This is a genomic window from Kurthia sp. FSL E2-0154, assembly GCF_038003625.1.
Lineage (GTDB): Bacteria > Bacillota > Bacilli > Bacillales_A > Planococcaceae > Kurthia > Kurthia gibsonii.
In genome coordinates this window covers 1,850,945-1,873,761 of sequence record NZ_JBBOPO010000001.1, presented here as the reverse complement: position 1 = coordinate 1,873,761, position 22,817 = coordinate 1,850,945, and the positions used below count along the sequence as shown (strand labels likewise).

The 22,817-nt window shown below is 34.7% G+C and carries 17 protein-coding genes and 2 pseudogenes; 11 read left to right on the top strand and 8 right to left on the bottom strand.

The annotated features are described in order from the left end of the window. Positions 1 to 118 precede the first annotated feature (118 nt). Entirely contained in the window at positions 119 to 823 is a 705-nt protein-coding gene (locus MHB75_RS09260) for a hypothetical protein (RefSeq protein ID WP_340997276.1), read from the top strand. Here MHB75_RS09260 and MHB75_RS09255 read toward each other — a convergent pair. Then, positions 757 to 1,928 (bottom strand): IS3 family transposase gene (locus tag MHB75_RS09255; RefSeq protein ID WP_340995027.1). Its coding sequence is split into 2 segments (ribosomal slippage): positions 757 to 1,667 and positions 1,667 to 1,928, totalling 1,173 coding nucleotides; the frame shifts between segments, so codons are not numbered across the junction. The genes MHB75_RS09260 and MHB75_RS09255 overlap by 67 nt on opposite strands. Before the next feature lie 160 nt (positions 1,929 to 2,088). On the opposite strand from MHB75_RS09255, the gene MHB75_RS09250 reads away from it, so the two are divergent. Then, entirely contained in the window at positions 2,089 to 2,766 is a 678-nt protein-coding gene (locus MHB75_RS09250; RefSeq protein WP_340997275.1) for a hypothetical protein, read from the top strand. A 256-nt stretch (positions 2,767 to 3,022) separates the two neighbouring features. Continuing rightward, positions 3,023 to 3,520 (top strand): annotated as a pseudogene (locus MHB75_RS09245) (helix-turn-helix domain-containing protein); the annotation flags it as partial. Between the two features lie 73 nt (positions 3,521 to 3,593). Here MHB75_RS09245 and MHB75_RS15110 read toward each other — a convergent pair. The 6 genes and pseudogenes from MHB75_RS15110 to MHB75_RS09220 all read right to left on the bottom strand — a co-directional run. Then, positions 3,594 to 3,677 (bottom strand): annotated as a pseudogene (locus tag MHB75_RS15110) (hypothetical protein); the annotation flags it as partial. A 418-nt stretch (positions 3,678 to 4,095) separates the two neighbouring features. Beyond that, on the bottom strand, positions 4,096 to 6,057 hold the full coding sequence (locus tag MHB75_RS09240; protein WP_340997273.1) for a KAP family P-loop NTPase fold protein: 1,962 nt from the start codon (positions 6,055 to 6,057) through the stop codon (positions 4,096 to 4,098). Between the two features lie 94 nt (positions 6,058 to 6,151). Beyond that, positions 6,152 to 7,216, bottom strand: a complete 1,065-nt coding sequence (locus tag MHB75_RS09235) for a helix-turn-helix transcriptional regulator (RefSeq protein ID WP_340997271.1) — start codon at positions 7,214 to 7,216, stop codon at positions 6,152 to 6,154. 19 nt (positions 7,217 to 7,235) lie between these two features. Beyond that, the gene (locus MHB75_RS09230) at positions 7,236 to 7,517 is read right to left on the bottom strand and encodes a hypothetical protein (protein WP_340997269.1); all 282 of its coding nucleotides are present in this window, start codon (positions 7,515 to 7,517) and stop codon (positions 7,236 to 7,238) included. 148 nt (positions 7,518 to 7,665) lie between these two features. Beyond that, positions 7,666 to 8,001: a hypothetical protein gene (locus tag MHB75_RS09225; protein ID WP_340997266.1), complete on the bottom strand. Its 336-nt coding sequence runs from the start codon at positions 7,999 to 8,001 to the stop codon at positions 7,666 to 7,668. A 139-nt stretch (positions 8,002 to 8,140) separates the two neighbouring features. Continuing rightward, positions 8,141 to 8,680 carry an HD domain-containing protein gene (locus tag MHB75_RS09220; protein WP_340997264.1) on the bottom strand — a complete coding sequence of 180 codons (540 nt, stop codon included), beginning with the start codon at positions 8,678 to 8,680 and terminating at the stop codon, positions 8,141 to 8,143. A gap of 256 nt (positions 8,681 to 8,936) precedes the next feature. Here MHB75_RS09220 and MHB75_RS09215 point away from each other — a divergent pair, with 256 nt between their 5' ends. Next, positions 8,937 to 9,515, top strand: a complete 579-nt coding sequence (locus MHB75_RS09215) for a hypothetical protein (protein ID WP_325921626.1) — start codon at positions 8,937 to 8,939, stop codon at positions 9,513 to 9,515. A gap of 83 nt (positions 9,516 to 9,598) precedes the next feature. Continuing rightward, positions 9,599 to 10,459 carry a hypothetical protein gene (locus MHB75_RS09210; protein ID WP_340997259.1) on the top strand — a complete coding sequence of 287 codons (861 nt, stop codon included), beginning with the start codon at positions 9,599 to 9,601 and terminating at the stop codon, positions 10,457 to 10,459. Positions 10,460 to 10,831: 372 nt separating this feature from the next. Here MHB75_RS09210 and MHB75_RS09205 read toward each other — a convergent pair whose 3' ends face one another. Then, positions 10,832 to 12,400 (bottom strand): IS1182 family transposase, encoded by a 1,569-nt coding sequence (locus MHB75_RS09205; RefSeq protein WP_340997257.1) that lies wholly within the window; start codon positions 12,398 to 12,400, stop codon positions 10,832 to 10,834. 486 nt (positions 12,401 to 12,886) lie between these two features. Between MHB75_RS09205 and MHB75_RS09200 the strand changes: the two genes are divergently transcribed. The 6 genes from MHB75_RS09200 to MHB75_RS09175 all read left to right on the top strand — a co-directional run bounded on the left by MHB75_RS09200 (position 12,887) and on the right by MHB75_RS09175 (position 22,757). Next, positions 12,887 to 13,297: a hypothetical protein gene (locus MHB75_RS09200; protein ID WP_340997255.1), complete on the top strand. Its 411-nt coding sequence runs from the start codon at positions 12,887 to 12,889 to the stop codon at positions 13,295 to 13,297. Positions 13,298 to 13,696: 399 nt separating this feature from the next. Then, positions 13,697 to 14,539 (top strand): hypothetical protein, encoded by an 843-nt coding sequence (locus MHB75_RS09195; protein ID WP_340997253.1) that lies wholly within the window; start codon positions 13,697 to 13,699, stop codon positions 14,537 to 14,539. A 327-nt stretch (positions 14,540 to 14,866) separates the two neighbouring features. Continuing rightward, positions 14,867 to 16,348 carry a TIGR02677 family protein gene (locus MHB75_RS09190; protein ID WP_141273255.1) on the top strand — a complete coding sequence of 494 codons (1,482 nt, stop codon included), beginning with the start codon at positions 14,867 to 14,869 and terminating at the stop codon, positions 16,346 to 16,348. Next, on the top strand, positions 16,341 to 17,489 hold the full coding sequence (locus tag MHB75_RS09185; RefSeq protein ID WP_141273252.1) for a TIGR02678 family protein: 1,149 nt from the start codon (positions 16,341 to 16,343) through the stop codon (positions 17,487 to 17,489). The genes MHB75_RS09190 and MHB75_RS09185 overlap by 8 nt, the downstream gene beginning before the upstream one ends. Then, a complete protein-coding gene (locus MHB75_RS09180; protein WP_340997249.1) occupies positions 17,486 to 21,520 on the top strand; it encodes a TIGR02680 family protein in 4,035 nt (1,344 codons plus the stop codon). Before MHB75_RS09185 ends, MHB75_RS09180 begins: the two co-directional genes overlap by 4 nt. Continuing rightward, positions 21,513 to 22,757 (top strand): TIGR02679 family protein, encoded by a 1,245-nt coding sequence (locus tag MHB75_RS09175; protein WP_340997248.1) that lies wholly within the window; start codon positions 21,513 to 21,515, stop codon positions 22,755 to 22,757. The genes MHB75_RS09180 and MHB75_RS09175 overlap by 8 nt, the downstream gene beginning before the upstream one ends. Positions 22,758 to 22,817 lie beyond the last annotated feature (60 nt).

Below are 22,817 nucleotides of genomic sequence, written 5' to 3'. Positions count from 1 at the left end.
CCCCTCAATCATTATTAAACGAAAATATATATACCACACAATAATTATATTATAAAATAGTTAACAGATGGAATAAAAAGTAATTTTCATTTAGTTAAATTCATAAAGGTGGGGTAAAATGCCGGAAATATTATTTGAAATTTTAGTGATTTTATTAATACTATTTTTGCTATGTGTTTTTGTTCTCTACTTAATGTATAGAGCATTCATAAAAAAACATATCAATAAATTTAAAGCTAATAAACGTATGAAACAAGAGAAAGTAGAAAGAGCAGCTGCACAAAAAATTAAGGACGAGAAAAAGAAAATTTATGATATTATTCCTGAAGAATCAACGGAATCATATCAACAAGAAGCCAAGGCAAGTAAGGAAACTTTTAATAGTTTCGCACCATATCATCTTAATTCGGCTAACGTAATTTACCCATGTTCATCAAATACTGAGCAATGTATAGTGCCAGAACATTTACATGCCAACGATATTACCAAACTATATTACGAATTAGTGGAAAGTAATCGCTTAGAAACTAAATTCGATGATGAAGTCGTAAATACAATATTAAAAGATAGCAAGTGCTCAAATTTACATCTATTATCTACTTCAATAGAAAACGCATCTAAACTGATACTATGTCAAGAAAATGGACAGAGGAAATTGAGATTTCGCTCTGAATCTATCGCGCTATCGCTTGCTCGCCTCACAAATAATTTAAGGGGCGTAACCCTTAAATTATTTGTGAGGTTAAAAGGGGTAGATTATATGACTCTAGCTTTCTGTAAAACTTCGAAATATTGCTTTTCGTATGCAACTGGCGACATATAATTTGTATATGAGTGGATCCGTTTGTAGTTATAGAAACTAACGATGTATTCAATGATACTTTTCTTGGCTTGATCTCTCGTTTTATACTTTTCGTGAAAAACTAGTTCTCGTTTGATCACGCTATGAAACGACTCAATACATGCATTATCGTAACAGTTTCCTTTTCTGCTCATGCTTGTGATGATTCCGTTAGTTCGTAATACTTGTTGGTATTCCTTCGATGCATACTGGCTCCCACGATCAGAGTGATGAATAAGTCCAGAAGTTGGAGATTGAGCTCTAATTGCCCGTTTTAAGGCAAGAATCACTAACTCTTTTGTCATCCTCGCATCCATCGCCCATCCGATAATTCTCCTTGAAAACAGCTCCATAATTGTCGCTAGATACAACCATCCTTCACTTGTCCATATATACGTAATATCCGCTACCCATACTTTCCCAGGTCGGTCTACTTTGAATTGCTGGTCTAATAGATTCGAATAGATTGGTAGATTATGTTTTGAATTCGTCGTCGCTTTGTATTTTTTCACTGTTTTTGAACGTATTCCTTCATTTTTCATAATTCTCGATACTGTTTTTTGTGATACATGGACTCCTTCCGAATTCAATTGTTTTGTGATTTTAGGACTACCATAATTTCTTCTGGAATCTAAATACACTCGTTTTATTTGGCTTGTTAACTTTTCTTTACGCTCTTTTTGCTTACTTTTTGGGCGGTTCAGCCACTCATAGTAACCACTTCTTGAAACACCTAATACTTCGCACATCTTTGCCACACGGTATTCGTGTCGGTGCTGTTGAATAAAGTCATAAATTACTTCTGGTCTTTTGCAAAGATGCTCATAGCCTTTTTTAAGATGGCATTTTCCTCTTCTAGATCACGGATTCTTTTTTGTAACTCTTTATTTGCCTTGTCCTCTGGTTTTAAATTTCCGCTACCAACAAAAGCAGCTTCTCCATCTTTACCAAATTTTCTAACCCAGTTGTGTAACGTTTGTTCCGCAAGGTCTAGCTCACGTGCAACTTCCGCAACTCTCTTGCCACTTTCAACTAACTGTACTGCCTCTAATTTGAATTCTTTGTCGTAACTTTTTCGATTGGTCATTTTAGACACTCCTAGTAAATTATTGAGACTATTATACTTTATAAACTCCCAATTTACTGTGTCCATAATTTAGACTATCATCAAACCTATTGAACTAATTATTAGTACACTCGGAGAGGTTCTTCTTAAAGCAGATGTCGAAACAATTAAGTATAAAAAATTGAGTAATGATTCGCAGAGATTTTTATTTGAACATAACTTACAAGATATCGTTGCGGATATTGTTTCATATGACTACAAAGAAATATTTGAAAAAGTAAAACATACTATTCCTCCAAATATTTTGGATTCAGGCACTTTGTACGGTGAAGATCGAATTACATTAAACAATGATAAATATTTTAAAAAAAGCAACTCTATTGAAAATAAAATAATAACGAAGCTAAATGAAATGTCCGATGATTTAAAATCATATAAACAAGACGCTAATTGGGGTATTGATTACGAAATAAAATTCCATCGATATTTTGGCTGGATGTATTTAGCTTTTGAACGCTTTGCAAATGACTATAATATTAGTCAAATTATTACGCACCCTTTATTATATAAACTAGAAGAAGAAATCAAAGAGTTAATTATTCCCGTGTCGAACGAACAATTACAGGCACTATTAAATAATTTTACTTTGAAAGATAGTTTTGTAGAAAAAGGATTAAAGAAGGCTAGCCATTTTAATTTTTTACCAAGAGCTGATTTGACTGATGAAGCAAATAATAAATTAAGTTTATGGTATGAAAACAATCGTCAATTCTATTTGAAATATATACAAATTTCACCTGAGTTTAAAGAGCGTATTGCGATGATTATACGTAATGAAATGGTTCGAAGAGATTTATAGTACCTTGTACGGAAACAATTCTGGAAATTCACTAAGACTTAATATTAATACAAAATACGTTTACTTTGCCGCTAAGTAAACGTATTTTTATAAATTGTAGTAAATAGTGTGTGTGCCTATGTACATTAGATTAACCTTTTGTAAAACAAGTATTGCGTATCTCTTCTATATAGACGGTGATTAAAAAATATATTTAAATCTTTCTTCTCCTATTTCCTGTATACTGAAGTTACCAGACAGAAAACGGAGAAAAATCATGCGTAAAATCACACTTATTCCAGAAGAAAACATCCCAGCTGCTTTAGAAGAATTAAAACTTGCGATGAAAGAAGAACAGAACCAGAACTTATTCGTTCGCTATCAAGTGATTTATATGTTGCTTTCAGGCGAGTCTTACGAAAAAATTATGGATTATACGGGTCTTTCCATTGCGACACTCTTCAACTATCGTAAAGCGTATTGTGACAAAGGTATTTCTGGACTTGTACCGAAAAAGCAACCAGGTCGTGCGCGCTTTTTGACGGCTGAACAAGAAGCACAAGTCATCTCAATCATCGTCAATCAAATACCGAAAGAAGTTGATTTTCCGGTTGAAATGAATTGGACAGCACCGCTCATTCGCGATTGGATTAAGCAGACCTTTGATGTGTCTTTTTCTGAACGTGGAACACGCGATTTACTGTACCACTTCGGCTTAAGTTATACGAAACCGACGTATACGTTAGAAAAAGTGGATTTAGAGAAACAAGTGGCTTTTCTTGAAGCATTTGAGCAGGTTGAATTTTTGTCTGCATACGTGATTTTCGTAACCACTGATACATACTTTGAACCGGTACATTTTCTTTTGCACACCAAGCGGCAACGCTTGCTTCACCGCTTGTGTGATATGTTTGAATACGAGATTGCCACATCAACTGACGTTCAAATCGTTTCATAAAAAAACCTCCAACTTCATTCATTTTTATGATTGTCTCATGGCCATGGAATTCGTTGAAGGTGTGCTATATTTGGCGCTTACAATTAACTTTAAACGTGTACATTGAACGCCTTAAATCATCTATAAAGTCGCAAAGTATTATCTCTATTTTTTCTGCATACTTTACATTCGAGTTTTCTAAATACTCATCTTTAATTTCTTTCAGCAGCCTGAAATTTTACATAACGATCTACCTTGGTCCGAACAAATTCAGGCCACATGTGCAAAATAGCCAACTAGCTGAAAAATTTTTCAGCTAGTTGGCTATTCGTTGTGCGTACCGTAAAGGTGCGCTATTTTTTATATTTCGGGCTTACAGTATAGATTATATACTTGTTACTAAATCACGATTCCTATTTTTTCTTTTTCTTCTTTAAACGAACGACTGTATTTGTGATATGTTCGTCTTCTAAATAATTCAAAATACGATATAGATTCTGTATCGCTTCTAATGCTGAGTAGTTAGTAATGATAGCATAGCCAACTCCAGGTAACTCTTTTTTTGATAATTTTGTTGAATAATCACCTTTTTTAAACGTATATTCAGGAATATTTTGTTCAATCCATAGTTTCGCCTCATGATTTTTATTAAGTTGCTCTAAAAATGGTAAAATTAAACGTTTTTCAATTCCTGCTGCCTTCATATTCGGTAATTGTTTATAATCTTGTAATAATGGAATATAACCTGGATTTTTTTCGAATACTTTTTTATACATCTCAAATGCTAAACCATTCGCTGACTTTGATTTCAGTTTTAGACTTTCATTTGACATATCAAAGACACCATAATCAGCAGCAGAATAATCCATTATTTCATTTAGTGGTACTTGAATGATTTCTTCAATTTCTTCTGTTACTGTCTCGCTAGTTATATTTGTATAAGATAAAGTTGTCGAGAATAGTTCTAAAACGTCGTTGTCATGTTCATTGTCTCGACTAATTTCCTCAGTTGTTTTCTTTCCAAATAAATAAAAGCGGAGCGAGCGTAAAAATAGTACATGCTTTCTTACATTCGTTTTAGAATAGGGAATGTTTTCATCATTTAATAGCTGTTCAACTTCCTCATCTGATTCAGCTAATAGCATATTAAGCTCACCGATATTTAAACAAAAATATCTGTATAACGGCTCATGAGACAGTTGCATGCATAATAATGCAATTAATTGACCACGCTGTTTTTCATTTTGATCCGCATCTGCACCTCGGAACATAATATTCGAAATTAAGTAGTAAGAATTTAATAATCTTTTTACGCCACGAGGGTTATTGCCAATACTATGACGAATTAAATCATGTAAATTTGCAAAGTTTTTAATTTCAGGTAGGTTCTTTTTCAAAAAACCTTCGAAATTATAAAATTCCATCGGAATACGGAATGGGACTTGAATCATCTTATCGAAAAAATTATGGGCTTTTTCATCGTCCATATCAGAATCACCATTTTTTAATTTTACACCTTTTGTCACGATTGCATAATCGACTGATAGAACAAATACACAGTTTGGAACATCTAAAAATATTTTAATGACTTCTAGAAGATTGACAGCAATGATAGGGTTTAAACGATCTAAATCATCGATGAAAATAGCTATACGCTTATTCCTATTTTCATCGCTTTTACTTTCATTAATTCTATACTCAACAGCTTTAATAAATTCATTTTTCAAACCTTCGATTGCTACAGCAGAATCCATTTGTGTCGTTCTATCAAACGCATTATTTTCATCGCTTTTCAAAGATATTTCAGCACTTTGAACCATTGGAATTGTGCCTGTAAGATAAGATGAAAGTACTTGTGAGACGACTGTATTTGTAACACCTGACATTAGCTTTCCTATTATTTTAGCTGAAGAAATAATACCGTTTTCTTTTTTTGCCCCTGGTTCGTACTCTTCCGCTTTACTTAGCACTTTTGAAATCGACATGCCGTAAAGTTGACTAATAACATAACTTAAAAAAGACTGAGATAAATTTTGTGCTTGATTAAATTGTGCATATTTCCAAGTGTTAAAAACGATTGTAATTACTTCGTCATCTAGATGGTTATTTTCTTCATCATTTAATTTTTTCGAGCCATTTCCCAAAGGCTCACTTTTTTCAAGATGGTCAATCACTAAATTCATAAATGAGGTTTTACCTGTTCCCCAGTCGCCTTGTAAAGCTATTGTCATCGGTGTTGCACAAGTACGTATAAAATCTGACAATCCCTCGATATAATTTGAAATATGTAGATTATCATCCGCTAATTTTTCAATAGGTAAATCTGTAACACCCTTATAATTACTTTCTATAGCTGCATCTAGTTTTTCATTCATACGCTCACTCCTCAATTTATTAAAGTCGTTCGCACTTTTATAACGAAATAAATACCTTCACAATAAGTGAATAATTTTTAACTATCTCACCTCCTCACTCATAATTTTTTCGCACTTGCTTGATATCTTCTTTAATATCATCTACTAGCTGTGCTGGCTCAATGACACGGAAATAAAGCCCGTATTGTAGTGCCCATTTGCGTAGTGCATTGTAATTTACTTGGATTGTCGCTGTTATCTCATCTTCTGTTTGATTGGAAAAAGTAATGTGTTCCTTTCCAAACCAGTCAATAAATTCTGTTAACAACTTTTTTTGAAAACGAATAGAAGCACGAATGAGTTCGCCTGAAAATAAGTAAATATGTTGCTTCATATGTTCTTGCATCAGTAAACCTTGCTCGTAGCCGTCAATTTTTTTAATAGGCTTACGTTCTACCGGTTCAATGATAACGTCGGAAATGCGATCGATGCGGTAGTAGGACATATTGTTGTAACGGTCGTTATTACAAATTAAATAATAGCGTCCATTTGTTGCAACCATTTGGTACGGATTCATAACATATTTTCGAATTTGCCCATCCTTGGATCTTTCGGGCTCAAATGAAATTTTGCCCACAGCGTTGACGACGTAGCGATTGTACGTAAAAGTTACTTTTCTCATCGTACTAATGGCTTTGTCGAGATGATTGATATTTTCAAATAGCTGTGAATCGTCCAGCCCAATCCCATCATCCGCTAAAATATGATTTTTCCGCTTTTTATAATGATTGCCCATCATTTTCTCAAGTTTATCAATAAGCTCAGTTTTCATAGTTTTCGTCATATGTTTGGAAAATAAAATCCCATCAATGACCAGACGAAGCTCACTTTCTGTAAACGGGTGTTGATAATAATAGTCCGTATACACATCAAATTCTTCTTTTTCGCCAGTTTCTTTATTTATAAAGCTACGTTCAGTGCGCTTTGCATCAATGTTGTCCGTATAACGTCGTAGCTTTTCCAAGTTGTTTTTGACCGTTTTGCGTGAGACATTTTTATAATGAAAATGCTGCTCAAGTATTTCGATAATTTCTTTCTGTGAGAGACGATTTTTGGAGTTCGAATATTTTTGCAGCAGCGTTAATAAGTCGAGTAGTAGTATGTTGTTGTCTTGTGCCATTGTATTCACCCTTTACAGTTTAGCGGATGTGATATGAACGGTACACCCCGAGTTCATAATCACCAAATATATCATAGAGAACGACATCGATTTCAGCTGGGTCGTAGGAAGAGTCTAAAAAGTATAGAAGTCGGACGTAATGATATTTTACTTCTAACAGCTCATAGTATTCCACAAACTCTCGGTCGATAAAGGCAGGGATATGTTCTTTCACCATATTTTTTAGCTGTACTTCGATTTCGTGCAATGAACATTCATCGAAATGTTGTTCATAATCGGTTAGTAGTCCGTATCTTTCCATAAACATCCTTTTCTCTCAGATTCGAGCCACTTGGTAGTCGGCAAAGTTGTCGATTTGTTTTAGTTCCTTTTCGTAATGTCGAGGTGCATTCATACAATCATCCTTTCGTTTATTATAAGTGAGGTGGTGTTTTTTAACAAACCGACCTTTAGCCAATCCAATGCAATTCATATGTTTCGAAGTCTCGTAGCAAGTCAGAAATTTTTGTTTCTAACAGTTCACGTCCGTCTAAATGGACGCTTTCATATAAACAGTGAAAGTGCACAAAGTTCTGTTCAATATCGAATATTTCATAATCGAGTTCGAGTTGCTGTTTTAACAATGTGACGATTTCTTTCGTCCCACGCTCAGTGAAGTAAATTTTTACACAGAATAGTGAGACTAAATTGAATTCAAATACGGAACACGGCCAATGTCCCCATCTTTTCATAAATTCCTTTTTTTCATTACGTCCATCAAATTGAAGTTGGTTTGTCGTCATCATACATTCCCCCTTAAATCGTTATACAATTAGCATAGCAATTCGGATGTATCGTTTTTGATACATAAATCATAAAATTAAATAAATTTCATGAAAAAATCCTTAAAAGCGAAATGTACTCTAGCTTTTAAGGATTTTATTTTTAGCGAAACAATGCTGATACTTCTGCCTGAAGCTCACCGATTAGTGAAAACTCAGTCTCATATTTTGAGACAGCGTTTGCGATACTTATGTAATACCATTGTTGATCGCTTTTTCCGCGGTTAAAGCGAGACCAAATGGAATCACCATCGCGTTCAAAATCAGCACAGATCGAACGTAAATTATGTAGTTTATCCGCTACAATAACTTGAATATCTTCGAGAGATTGCGTTGCGAGCATTTCAATTGTGTGCTGCTTACGTTCCTCCCAAGACAAGCTTTTATCATGTTCAGAAGCCATCACAACAAGATGCGCCACTTTTTCCCCGAATTCATTCGTTAATTCATCAAGTGTCGTATTTGTATCCTCTAACGTATCGTGTAAAATCCCTGCTGCAATTACTTCCTCAGTGCAGTTCGCCTGCTGCAAGTACATGCCGACCATGAAAGGATGTGTAATATAAGGAATTGTCGTACTTTTACGGTATTGATGTTCATGTTTTTGTGCGGCGAAAATCATCGCTTTTTCGATTAATTTCATATAGATCCACCTCGTATCATTTTTTGGAAAACTCGTTCTCATTTATTTTACTATTTATTCATTAGATATTTTTATATACTTCATTTTGAGAGCTTCTTTCATTTTCCATACGTTTAGCATAGCAATAACAATGTATCAATTTTGGTACATGATGCATGTTTTAAAAAAATCATGGAAAACCTCTTCATGAGTCAAAAATGATACATAGAGTTTAGTAATATGAAAATATAAATACTATATGAAAAGAGGAATTCTCGTGAACAAAGAAAACTTATTTGAAACAAATTCAGATGTAAAGAATGATGTATGTAAATGCGATACAGAGTGTACTTGTGGAAAAGCTACAAACATTTTCAAGCAATTTTCAGAAGAACACTTTCTTCCAACTAGCACAATGATCATTGAATGGGATGATGAGTTTGAGGAACTGATTGACTATATTGGATTTGATGATGAGGAATTTTTAGATGACGACGAGGACTCGATTAGACCGAGTGTAGCGAAAAAAATACCAGTGATAACGCCATATGAAATTGAACGAAGAAAGTCTGACGTGAAAGGAACAGCATATTTCAATAATGATTATGCGATTGCAAAATGTCATCTAGTGATTACAGAAGTCGCCTTCAAAAACGAAGAACCGGAACAAAGTATTATTGGTTATGTAAAATATGCCACTGAAGGGAATTATGAAATACTTGAATTACGCAACGATTATGTAAAATTTATTGCCCACTACGAACCGCAATATTTTGACGGTGATGATATATTGAATTACTCATATGAAGTGTTCGGAAACGAAACGCATGCCATTGTTTGTGTAAATTATTTATAGAAGAAAGTGGAAATTTAGTGTTTGATATGGTAAATCTAGTTATAGATATTATCGGAAAAATTTGAAATTCAAGGAGCGATTTTATGAACTATACTATTACTAAAAACCAATACGAATCTCTTAAGCTACATGATTTAAATTTTGAAAAAACTGCAGATAAGTATTTAACGAAGGAAGAAATTACTGCGATCGGCTTTCAAGAAACATTATATTTAACAGCGGAAGAAGGAGGAAGCTATGCTAATTTTAGTAGCTTTGCCTATTGGGAAAATCGAAATATAAAGCAAGCTTTTTATGAGGCAAGGGAAAATCTAAAAGTTCTTCAAAGTTGGAATCTGCTTCAAGAAGAAAACGGACAATTAAGAGCAGGTTACGTTTTACTTGGTGTAAATGCTGGTGCAAAAGGAATGGGTATAAAAGGAATTGAAACATTCGAGCATTTCGAAATGTTCCAGTTACGTAGTCTAAAAGATAACGACAACTATAAACGAATACCCAATGCAATGCGTTATAAAAATGCTCTCATTAAGACTGGGAATGAAAAGTTCTATAATGAGGTTGTAAGTGGCACTTATATGACCGATTTTATTAAAGGATTCCCAACTAATTATGGTCCCGACATTCCTAAAAAAATAAAAGAAATCGGACGGGAATTAAATTATACGGAAGATCAGTCTGAGACATTCTACACAAATGTTTGTAAGTTATTTGGTGAAATTTTAGTTAATGAATTAGCATTGCTAGGTGGACAAACACACACATTAGTTGTAATGGGGAAAAATAAAGAAACAAATGTAGTGAATGAATTTCTTCGACGCAATGGTTTAGACGAACAATATAAAGTCACCAATATTAGTCACTATTCAGGTTCGCCAACACATATAGAGTTGGCAAATGAAATAATACAAGCATTCCAACAAGTTCGTCATTCAAAATCATCTTAAATCCACTTCTTTTAACCCAAAATATGTAATAAAGAATATTATTTTTATGATTTAATTCGTCACCACCTGTACTGTATGTTTATGAAATAATGTTTTGATTATTAACCTTAGCAACGAAGCTCATAAAAACTAAAAGTAACCACTTAAAAGGCTCTTAATTTTTGCGAAGTGTTAATTATCCAGTATTCGCCTTACTAAATTGGTCTAAGAGAATAAAAAATGAATAAATTCGCAATCCTAAAGGTGACTAGTAGGTCTTCCATGATAAATGATAAGAGGCTGGGACAAAAATAGCTCTCAGTCACACAAAAAAGGAGATTGCGCAGGCAATCTCCTTTTTTTCGTGATTTTTTCATAAGTGATGGGAGGATTTTACCCTCTCTTCGCATACTTTCTTAGGTTGGTCGCCATTAAGGCAAGTCCGATTTCATTTCGGACCTTCGATTTTCCGCGAAGTGAAAATCGAGTGAAACCTAAATTCGCCTTCAAAAATCCAAAAACTGGTTCCACATCGATTTTTCGTTTTCGATAAATGGCGCCTGTTTTTGCTTCTGAAAGCGTCGCTTGAATCATTTTCTTCTGTTCTTCCCAATGCGTATTGATGGCCAATCTTCGATTGTTCCCTTCACGTGCTTTTGTACAAGATGAACGGAATGGGCATCCTGAACAGTCTTCACATGTATATATTTTAAAATGACGTGTAAATCCTGTTTTGTCCGTACGTGTTGAGTCGTATTGATACGTTACTAATTGTCCATTAGGACACATATAACAATCAGTCGTTGCGTCATACGCCCAATTGTTTGTTTTAAAAGGATCTTTAAGATATTTTCGTCGCTGTTCTTTGCGATACATACCATATGTAATTAATGCTTTACGTTGAAGTGTTTCTACCACGTATTGATAGTTCGGTTCACTACCATAATCCGCATTGGCGACAATATGTTCAGGCAGCTCAAAATAATGAGCTTGAATATCTTGTAAAAAGGGTACGAGCGTTTTCGTATCTGTTGGATTCGGATACACCTCATAAGCAAGGACATATTGATTTTCTGTTGCGATTTGAACATTGTAACCGGGTTTCAGTTGTCCATTCTTCATATAATCGTCTTTCATACGCATAAATGTCGCGTCGACATCGGTTTTTGAATAACTATTTCGTGTACCCATCTGTTGTAAATGAAGGCGATATTGTCTTTTTCGGACAATCCAATCTTTCACTTGTTTTAAATATTGTTTCGGTGTTTTACGTGCAGCGCGTAATTGTTTTCGTTCACTTGAATCAGAGGAAGCTTCCAGCTTTTCTGTATAATCATCAATCACTTCTTCTAATGTCGAAGCGACTTGTTCTAGCTCTTCACTAGACAAAGCATCGTCTTGTTCCTTTTGAATGGCAGGCAAAATACGTTCTTCTACGAGTTGCTCGTATAAGGCATTAGACTTTTCAATCATACTAGCTTGATAGTTTTCAACCGACTTCTTCCATACAAAAGTGAACTTATTGGCATTCGCTTCAATTTTTGTACCATCAATGAAAATCGCTTGTTGGTCAATGCATTTTTCTTCAATTAATCGACAACGGAATTGAATAAAGCATTGTTTTAGAAGTTCTTGCATCTGTGGATGAACACGAAAACGATTAATCGTGCGATAACTTGGTTTGTAACCTTGTGCTAACCACATCATACGTACACTATCTTTTGTTAAATCTTCCATGCGGCGACCTGAAAAAATAGATTGTGTATAGCCACATAAAATAATTTTCAACATCATTTTAGGATGATAAGAAGGACAACCTGTCGCTTTGTAGAAAGGAGCGAAAGCTTCTTCTGGAATACTTTCAACTAAATGATGGATTGAAAAAGCAATATCCTTTTCAGCTAGTTTCATTTCAAAATCTAATGGTAAAATCACTTGATTCATGTTATAGTTTTTATACATAAAGAGCACTTCCTTTTATTATTTTTGTGGTAGGACACTTAAATTTTAACAGGAAAGGCTCTTTTTTTATATCCGTTTTTTTGTTTTGGATGGGCGTGTGGGCGTGACTTCTGCGGGAACAGCACGAGCTGAATATCCATGTTGGCGATTCATCGCCAACATGAGATGAAGCCGTGCCCGCGAAAAGCATCGCCAAAACGAACATCCGCAGACAGACCAAAAGAGCTTCGGCATTTTCATGTGCCAAAGCTCTCTTGCTTTTAGCTAGGGTTTTGTCCCAGGCTCATCCCTTTTACGTTTTTAAATACAGATGATGAGGGCTATTCTTCTAATAAAGAAATTAGAACCACCATTTAGTAAAAAATCAAAAAAATTTTCAAAAAAGGTGTTGATGTATCAAAAATGATACATCGTAAATGTTAGTCTTAATGTAGAGGTAGATAGTACTTGATTGAAATAAAAAATGATATTTGGAGGATGAATAGTATGAAAAAAGAATACGCTAAAGGATATGAAACATTCGAAGACTTCAAAGAAGGTTATGAAAAATTCATCATGAAATTAGAAAAAATGACAGGTCAGCCAATTGAACAATTTGTTAGTGAATATGAATTTTACAGAGAGGGGATTAGAGATAGCTTCTATGATGGAACGCTTTATAGAGTGGAAATTGAATTCACAAAAGAAGGAATAGAAGCAGGGGTTATGGATGAGCTTTGTGAAAATAATTACGTGCTTTCTAAAAGAGAAAATGCCATAACCATTCTTCAGGAAGTGTCAATAAATGAAGGTCTGTATGAAATAGAAAATGATATGTTTTATACATTAAAAGACACATTATATGGTTTTTATTCTATTAGTGATTGTGTATTAGCTGAATATAGATATGAAGATTAAAAATTTACCGTAAACTAGTTTATGTATCAAAAACGATACATAGTTATAGGTATATTAGAAATAGAAATAGCCATTTAATGAACAACTCTACATCATTTATTTAGAATAGAGGAAACATAGTGGAACATGATTTGTTAGAAAGTAACAAATGGACATGTCATCTATATTCGCATTAAATGAGCCTTTGTACAATAAAATGTGAATCATTAGATGAAATTAAACTCGCGTTAACAGAAGAAATTGAATACAAAGCAAAGTTAACGAGGGTGAATTAATGAGGTAGTTATAGTCTGGGTGTGAATAAATTTGATAAAGAAATTCGTCAAATACTTACCTTACCCAAGCGTTATTATTTAGCAATTGACAATAAAATTAAAGAAAATAAAAAGGGATGTTCTCATGAACACAGTAATTACAAAAAATGAATATCAAGCACTAAAAGAAAATGGATTAAATTTTCAGGAGGTAGCAAAAAAGTATTTAACAGAGACAGAGTTAAAAGAAATTAATTTTCTAGAGACATTAAATTTCAAGCCTGAAGAAGGTGGTAGTTTCGCAAACTTCAGTAGCTTTGCTTACTGGAAAAATAGTATTCACAAAAAAGCGTTCGATCAAGCAAATGAAAATATTCAATTACTACAAGATTGGGATAAAATGCAAGAGGAAAATGTAGAATTAAAAGCTGGCTATGTACTATTAGGTGTTAATGCAGGTGCAAAAGGAATGGGGATAAAAGGATTAGAAACGTTTGAGCACTTTGAAATGTTCCAAATTCGTAGTCTAAAAAAGAACAATAAATCTACTGCTGTTAAAAGTCCTATTCGATATAAAAACGCCTTAATCAATACTGGCAATGAAGCATTCTATAATGAAGTGGTAAGTGGCACTTATATGACAGACTTTATAAAAGGACTGCCTACACCGTATGGACCAGATATTAAAAAGAACCTGAAGAAGATTAAAACTAATTTAAAATACAATAATGCACAGTTCAAAAATTTCTATTCTAATTTCTGTAAACTATTTGGAGAAATCTTAAATACAGAATTACAGTTACTTGGTGGAAAAACACATACATTAATAGTAATGGGTAAAAATCCAAAAACATGCATAGTGAATGAATTCTTAAAAGAAAGTGGACTGGATCAACAATATAACGTCGTAAATATTAGCCACTATTCAGGTAGCCCAAAACAAGTAGATTTAGTAGAGGAATTGAAAAATGCTTATTCTATAAAATAAACAATTATAATGGAATGCTAACAGTTAACTAAATTAGCATTCCATATTATTTTTAAATTTAACTAATGTATGAAAAAAGAGAATCGCATGAATTTAAATAGAAGAAGCAGTATTGTTTGCGACAGTACATTGCGTTCTTTTTACCTCCCTTTATTCGTTTTTTGAAGCAGAATGAATTTACTCTGTTAAAAATACTTTTATCTCAAGGTCTTTGATTTGAGCATAACAATATTTAAGAGATACTATTTAATTTTTCTGTTATTATTTTACATAGGGTATTTAATTATTACTAATTTATATAGAGAGATAAAAAAGAGGAGGTAGGCAATGGATTCTACAATGAAGCAAGTGGTGGAAACAGCGTATTTAACAGCTCCTTCAGCTGCACAATATCGTACGATTTTGCGATTCTTTTATGAACAACATGAGCGTATGCGCGATTATTTAACGCCAGAAGAAGTGTTGCAGCATGTGCGGTCTTTTCCGCAGTTTGAAGACTATGATGAAGATGTGTTGCATCAAAATTTAGCTAAGCTCGTGGAATGGAATAATTTATCGGCGCGACAAGATATGACGAATGCGCGGACAATCGAGGAATATAAAAAGAAACGTTTTAAATATTATCCAACACCTTATACGATTCAAATTGAACGTATGCTGATTGAACTTGAAAATATCGTAGATGATCGATTCAAAGGCTCGCTTGAACCGTCTCAATTTGAGCGCTTACTAGATGCTTTACAAAAGTTGGATCAACAATCAGATAATGCAGATCGAAGTATGCACGTGTGGGAAGATATTCTAAGGTCTTTTAAAACGATTCGTACAAGTACGGCAGATTATATTGCTTATATAAATAGTGAAAAGACAGATCAACGTATGCAGTCAGAGGCTTTTTTAGTGTATAAAGCACAATTCACAAATTATTTGCGGGATTTCATTGTGTCTCTGCAAAAAACATCCGCACAAATTAAAGAACTTCTAGAGCGTCATACGAAGCGCTCGTTACTTCCTTTTTTTCAAAAGCTTGTCGAGAAAGAGAAGTCTATTCCGAGACTTGAAGAGGTAGGTGTTTCAGATGAGCAGCTTTTGGAGCGATATACAGAAACGTATCACTCCATTCAACGATGGTTTTTAGATGTAGATGGTCAAAAAAGTGAGTTAGAAGTCCTTCAGTGGCAAACGAATGAGATGATTCGGCGTATTACGCGCTATGTGCAGCGTTTAGGAGAGCGTCAACATCATTTTAAAAGTCGCCGAAATGATTATGTTCATTTGGCTAAATGGTTTGCGAAGTGTGAAACGTTGGAAGAAGCGCATAAAATTTCTGCAATTGTTTTTGGTGCTATGCAAGTGAAGCATGTGCAGTTGAAAAAACATACAACGGATGACTTGTATAGTGATACATGGGATCATGCGCCTGAAAAAGTGATTATTAAGCCGCGAACCAATCGCTATCGCGAAAAAACAAAAGCAACGGGTGTACCTTTGCAGACAGAGAAAAAGCGAGAACAACGTGAACAATATTTAAAAGAGCGGTATCACCAAGAGAAAGCGGTCAAAAAATATTTTGAAAATGGTTCTGTACAATTATCAAAGCTTGATGTAGTAGAACCTTTTATGCGAAAACTTCTATTAACATGGATGTCAAAAGCACGCGCTAATAAAGAGGGATTTGTAACGACTGAGTCGGGTATGCTGCTACATATAAAGCCACTGGAAGAAAAAATAATCTTGCATGCACTCGATGGCGATCTTCATATGAATGATGTGTTATTTGAATTGAGAGAGGAGGGGCGAAATGGATGAATTATTTGATGAGAAGGCTGTACAAAGTTTAGATTATTTATTACATCATTTTTGGGTATTGCGTAAAGAAGAGCCGAAGATGTATCAGCAAATTCGTGAACGTCAAAAAGTGATACAGCGGTATGTGTCCGAAAAGTTAGGACTTCAGTTACATGTTCGTCAACACTTCATTAAGCTTGAAAAAATACCGATTAAACCTGAAAGCTGGATGGGCATTCAAAGTTTTCAAGCACCGATGGACTATATGATTTTTTGTTATGCACTAGCATTTATAGAGAGTAAGGGAATTGAAGAACAATTTTTATTATCAGAACTTTGTGAAGAAATTCGCGCGCTTAGTTACGAAGAAGAAGAGCTGGACTGGACATTATTTCAACATAGGAAATCACTGATTCGCGCAATACAAACATTAGTAGAACTACATCTAATCGAAACAATTGATGGAGATGTAAAGCGTTTTGATCATCATGAGGAACAAGAAGTATTATATGAAGTGACAATCTATAGTCGTTATTTTATGCGTGTACATCCGGATGAATTTACGATGTTTTCAAGTGCTGAAGAACTGCTACACCTAGAACACTCACTAACAAATGAAGATGAGCGTCGAAAAAGAGTGTACCGTCAATTATTTACGTCACCTGTCATGTATCGTCAGGAAGGACAGGACCCGGACTTTTTATATATTCGAAACTTCCGTAATCGAATGAGTGATGATATTGAAAAACATAGTGATTTTAAATTGCATGTATTTAAAAATGCAGCTTTTTTATCCGTTACAGAGCCGAAAAATTATTATGAACTCTTTCCAAACACTAAGTCGGTAACCGATATTTTACTTCAGCTTTCGAGTTATTTACACAAAAATGTAGCGCATTATCCTCCACAAGAGAATGGAGATATAATCTTAACGGACGGACAATTAAATACAATTATACAAGAATTAAAAAATGAATTAGGTGAAGGATGGGCAAAACTTTACCGTGAAAAGTCGGTTGCGGCAGTCCGACAAGATGTTGTAACAGAACTCGTTTACTGGCAGATGGCGACAGTTGAGCAAGGTTTTATACACATCCATCCGCTATTAGGCGTTTTAAGTGGTTCATATCCAGCAGACTATCAAAAGGAGGGTGAAGTATGACGAAGTGGCAAATGAATCGAGCAGGTCTACTCAGTTTTTGGTATTACGATGATGAAATTTTTGAATTTGCAAATGGGAAGTTACTACTTCGAGGTACAAACGGTTCAGGAAAGTCAGTTACGATGCAGAGTTTTATTCCCGTATTATTAGATGGTAAAAAATCACCCGATCGATTGGATCCATTTGGCTCTAAAGCGAGAAAAATGAGTGATTATTTGTTAGGGGAAGAAGAAATTTCGGGTCGTGACGAGCGTACAGGCTATTTATTTTTAGAATATAAAATGGCTGGAACAGAGCAGTACATAACGACAGGTATTGGTATGCAGGCACGTCGTCATAAAGATTTGAAGTCTTGGTATTTTGTCATCACCGACAATCGCCGAATTGGTATTGACCTAGAGCTGGCTCATCGCAGCTTGAATGAAATAATTCCATTTTCTCAAAAGGAACTAACGAACCGCATTGGCACTGGTGGTATGGTTACGAATTCACAAAAAGAATATGCGGCACTTGTAAATAAATATGTATTTGGTTTTGAAACTATGGAGGCATATGAAGACTTAGTTAAACTATTAATTCAACTACGCGCGCCTAAGCTCTCCAAAGATTTTAAACCAACCGTACTATACGAAATTTTAGAATCAGCCCTTCCACCTATTACAGATGATGAATTGCGCCACTTATCGGATACGATTGAAAGTATGGATCAAACGGAACAACAATTAGAGCAATTAACCATTGAATATGAAGCAAATAAAAAAATTGTGAAGCGTTATGATGCGTACAATACGTATATTCTAGTTGAGCGAGCAGAACGTGTCTTACAAGCAGAGGAACGATTAGCGACAATCCGTAATGAGAAGAATACGAACTTGAAGGAACAAGAACAAATCAAACAATCCATTGAACAGCTTCAGCAAGAATATAGGCAAATCAAAACAAATCTCGCTGTATATAAAAATGAAGAACAATCGTTATCAAGACATGAGATCTGGACGATCACTAAAAAACTACATGAAAATAAAGAACAACTAACGACACTTAAAAACAGGCTAAATCAATTAAGTGTAAAAAAAGATGCAAAAGAAATGAAAAGAATTCAGCAACTAGAAACACAAAAGCAAAAAGAATATACGCTGGAATCAACTAAGAGTAAGCAAAAAGAAATCACCCTTAACATGCAGTCGTTAGCAGAGGAAGCAGATTTTGCACAACATACTTTAAATATAAATAGTTTAGAAAGACAGTCAGCAGATTTTAAGTTTTGGAAACGAGAAGTGAAAGAACATAAAGAACAGCTACGTCAACTTGAAAAACAAATTGCTGCTTTAAATCATTTGCAAGAGAAAGATAAGCAGCTTCAAATTCAGTCCTCTAATCTATTACAAGAAATTGATTTATTAGAAAAAGATATAGAGCAAGCAAGTCACTGGTATTTAGAGGAATTACAAAAACTAAAAACAGCTATTTTCATGTGGATGAAAACATATAATCAAATTGCGTTCTCTTCCGAACAGGAACAACAGATCTCGTTAATGCTTGAACAGTTATATAATCAGTCTTCTTATCATGATGTGACGAATATTTTGATTACAGGAATAAATGGATTACGCGCACAATTTGAGGTTAAGCTACAAGTAAATAAAGAGAAGCAAAAGCAGTTACAACACGCTCTTATAGAACAGCAACAAGTTCTCGAAAAGTTACAATCAGAAGAATTCGCAGATCCAAGTAGAATGCCAGGTACAGTCGCTTTTCGTCAACAATTAACGGAACAACAAATTCCGTACCTCCCTTTTTATGCGGCTGTCGAGTTTCAAGAGCATGTAACAGATGAACAAAAAGCGCGCATTGAAGCAGCGCTAGCTTCCACAGGTATTTTAGATAGTTTAATCTCACCAGAGACTTTTAATGTAGAAGAAGATTCATTTTTAGTTGCAAATCCAAGATTACTTGGGCATACGTTGGCAGATTTTTTACAATCAGATGTTGAAGGTCAAGAGATCTCAAGCGCATTAGTAGATGATATACTGCGAAGCATACCAATTGATGAAACAGAAAGTGTGTTTACTATTGATGAAAAAGGTTTTTATCGTTTAGGTATTATTACAGGACATGCACCTAAACAAGGACCGTCAAAATTTATCGGACGTACTTCGCGTAAACGATATCAGTTAGAACAAATGGAGCTTGTACAACAAACGATGCGTGAAATAGAAGATCAGTTGCAGAGTGAACGCCAAAAATATAATGAGATTGAACAACAGCTACGTGACACACGAAGCTTTGAGGCAACTATACCGAGTGACAAAACCGTATATGATATTGATGTAGAAATACGAAATCGACGTGAAACACAAAAGATTAAACAACAGGAGCAAAAAAAGATTGATGACCAATGGCAAGCTGTTCATTTGGAATTAAAAACACTCCGTCAGCAACTCTATACGGAAAAAGAAAAAATAAATCTTGTACAAACGACGGAAGCAGTAAATGAAGCTATTCAATATATGGACGATTATTTAGAAGAATTGAATGACTTAGAGCGTGTACTTATGGAAAAATCAAATGTACAAAGTGATTTAGTACACATAAAAGAAAACCTTGAGGAAATTGAAATGGAGATTGATGAATTTCATAGTGACATAATCGATATACAAACTGAACAAGATCAAATCATAGCTGAAATTACATCACAAGAACAGCAACTTGAGTTGGAGGGAGCAGAGGCGATTCAACAACGGATTGCTAAAGTGCAGCAGGAACTACGTGAATTAGAAAAACGTGATAATGATTTACGTACAGACATACCAAAACAAGAAGCAAAGCAAGAAAAAATTCAAGATGTACTTCGACAATTACAGCAAGACGAAGAGTTTTCAATCTTATTAGTTGAGCAATGGAAACGAGCATTGCAAGAAGAACTCGACTTAGGCTTTATTCAACTTGAGAGTAAGGAACCACGAGATATTGTAAAACAATATAACACGCAGCAAGACCGAGTGAAATTACAAGAATATTTATCACGTGTGCAGAATGAAGAAATGCATGCACTGACGGAATATAATGTGAATAGTTATTTAAAAGAAACAGCTTTACTTCCGCAACTTGAAGATGTGGTGGACGATCGCTTAGAGGCATTTAAACAATTACGTGGTCGACGCATAGTAGAGCTAGATTATCGCGGTCAGCGTGTAAGTCCATATCGAATTGATGCGGTTCTTGCAGCAGAGCTTGAGGAAAGTCGACATTATTTAGATGCACAGGACCGAGAGTTGTATGAAGATATTATCGTTAATTCGGTAGGTACGATTTTACGACAGCGCATTTCTAGAGCAGAGCAATGGGTGAAACAGATGGACAAAATAATGGCTGAGCGTGATAACTCATCTGGATTAATTTTTTCAGTTAGTTGGAAACCACGTACAGCAGAATCAGAAGCAGAACTGGATACGAAAGAACTTGTTCAATTATTACAGCGTAAAAGTAGTTTCTTAAGTGAAGAAGATTTACAAAAAATTACTAAGCATTTTCGTTCGCGTATTGAAAGTGCAAAAGAGTCGATTGGTTTACGAAACGAAGGAAACACGTTACGCCAAGTGTTAAAAGAAGTATTAGATTATCGTAAATGGTTTTCATTTGTACTGTACTATACACGCCAACATGAATCGAAAAAAGAGTTAACTAATAATGCTTTTTATAAATTTAGTGGTGGTGAAAAAGCAATGGCGATGTATATTCCACTCTTTACAGCAGCTTATTCACGCTATAAAGAAGCAGATGCGATGGCTCCATACATCATTTCGTTAGATGAAGCTTTTGCGGGTGTAGATGATCAAAATATTCGAGATATGTTTGAAGTCGTTGAACAACTTGGCTTTAATTATATTATGAACTCGCAAGCGATTTGGGGAGATTGTGATACTGTTCCGAGTCTTGCAATTGCAGAATTAGTGCGTCCGAAAAATGCAGATTATGTCACGGTACTGAATTATCGATGGAATGGTAAGGAACGTGTGCTTATTGAATAAATTAGATGCCTTTCAAAATAAAGCTTTTTTGAAGTTATTTGAACACTTTAAGAAAAAATATTATTCACTTGGTAGAATGCGTGGAACTGTATCCTTAAAAGATTTTAGCGCAGAGGAGATTGCAGAAATCGCTGGATTTTTAGGCGTTTCTGCGATTCAACTCGAGCGTAAAGGCAAAGTAACATTACAACAGTTTGAAGAACAGCTCATGACATCTGCATTTTCTCATATGACGCTAAAAGAATTGATTGAAGCCATTTTGAATGAACAACTGGAAACGAAAATACAAAAAATGCTGGAACAAGAAAATGTAAATAAAAATTTTGTGCAACAACTAGAAAGTATCCTAACCAACTATCCAGCATGGTTACAACAGATTCTAAAACGCGAATCCGATAGTCGTTTTATTTGGCAACAACAAGCCACTATTTTACGAGATCTAGAGATTGTGGCAAAAGCGTTGGAACAACATCTTATTTATAATCAATTTATGCGATTGCCTCTTTTTGCTCAAAAAGCGACTGGAAATCCACATGCATTTGATACAAATACAGTACTCGGAAAACTATTAGTGCATGCTGCTTTTAGTTTAAATAATCAACACATAACATATCCAAAAAATACAGAAGAACGTGTAGATTTACTAGCTACACTAAAAATTGTGCAAGACGATTTATGGAATTTTGTTACTGTACAAGGTTTGGTCGGTTATACTCATGAATCGATTCATAAAGTATGGGAAGCAGCTAACCAAACCAAAAGTGCGCTCAATATGCCGATGCGTGAGTTATTAAATATTACACGCGTGCAACCACTCTCTAATAAGAGTGTATATATAGTAGAAAATTCGAGTGTCGCCTCTACGTTAATGGACATAAATCCAGAAGCACCGATTATTTGTACACATGGTCAAGTACGCATGGCTGGTTGGCGCCTATTAGATTTACTTGATTCAGATGTAGCGATTTATTATGCGGGAGATTTAGATCCTGAAGGCTTACACATCGCACAAAATATTCTAAAACGTTACGGTTCTCGCGTGAATCTTTGGCGAATGGATGTGCAATGCTATCAAAATGCTATGAGTGAAACATTATCCGATGATCGCCTAGCAAAGCTAAAGTCAATCACCATACTGCCAAACGTTGTCGAACAAATGCACCAAAATAAAAAAGCCGCATACCAAGAAGCATGGATCGACCTTTTGATTGAAGATATACAGAGGAATGGAAAATAAGCTTACTCGACTATACGAGTAGGCTTGTTTTTGTAGAGGGAAAGATAAATATGAATGAAA